Source organism: Campylobacter sp. 2014D-0259 (genome assembly GCF_008000505.1).
In the GTDB taxonomy this organism is placed as follows: domain Bacteria; phylum Campylobacterota; class Campylobacteria; order Campylobacterales; family Campylobacteraceae; genus Campylobacter_D; species Campylobacter_D jejuni.
The window spans coordinates 1-1,022 of the sequence record NZ_VOAQ01000008.1 but is presented as its reverse complement, the minus strand read 5'-3'; the positions used below and the strand labels follow the sequence as shown (position 1 = coordinate 1,022).

1 protein-coding gene is annotated in these 1,022 nt (G+C 30.6%); it reads right to left on the bottom strand.

Annotation, left to right across the window (positions count from 1 at the left end; genetic code table 11):
* Positions 1-1,022, bottom strand: a 1,022-nt coding sequence (locus tag SR63_RS02065; RefSeq protein ID WP_261791898.1) for a methyl-accepting chemotaxis protein, incomplete at both ends; no start/stop codon positions are given.

The following is a 1,022-nucleotide window of genomic DNA, read 5'->3' as shown; positions in this document are numbered from 1 at the left end:
TTCTTAACATCTTCTAAGATATTATTAGCTATATCACTTACTGTACTAGAAATAATAGCTGATTCATTAGCAATTTCAACATTATCTTTAGTAGTTTGATCAATTTGAGCTACACTTTCATTGATTTGAGTGATACCTGCAGTTTGTTCTTTAATACTTTCTGCCATATCATTGATAGATTGAACAAGTAAATTAGTATTAGCTTCTATTTCAGATAAAGACTTTTGAGTTCTTTCAGCTAACTTTCTAACTTCATCAGCCACAACTGCAAATCCTCTACCATGTTCTCCAGCACGTGCTGCTTCAATAGCTGCATTTAAAGCTAAAAGATTGATTTGATCTGCAATATCACCTATAATACCTGTAACATTTTTAATCTCTTCAGATTGAGTGATAACATCACTAGTTTTAACTGAAACATTTTGCATAGAAGAAGTGATCTCTTCTAAAGCTGCTGCAGTTTCTTCTAAAGATTGAGCTTGAGAATTTGAAGAAGTGGTTAAGCTTTGAACAGCAGTTTGTAATTTTCCACTTTCATTAGCTAAAGCATTAGCAAAGTCTGAACTTTGTTTTAGCATTTTAACTATTTCATCGCCTAAAGCATTAGTAGTTAATTCTACACTACCGCTAGCATTTTCTAATTTATTTCTAAAATCTAAGCTTTTGTATTCTTCAAAAATTTTATGAATAGCATTCATATCAGAACCTACTCTAGCTTGTAAAACATCAAGAAGTTTATTTAGAACATTTTTAAGTTCAATCAGTTGTGGGTTTCTTGGATTAGCAGTAATTCTTGCTGTTAGATTACCATTTTCTACAACTGATACTGTTTCAACTGATTCTTTAACAGCTTGATTGTCTTGTTCTAAACCTTTTTTAGTTTGTAAGATATTTTCATTGATAGCATTTGAGATTTGTCCAAATTCATCATTGCTTTTTACTTCTATAGTAGAAACATTTTTTGTTTTATGGTTGATAAAATCAAAGAATGAAGTTAAACCTGTTTGGATAGCTGCAAGTGG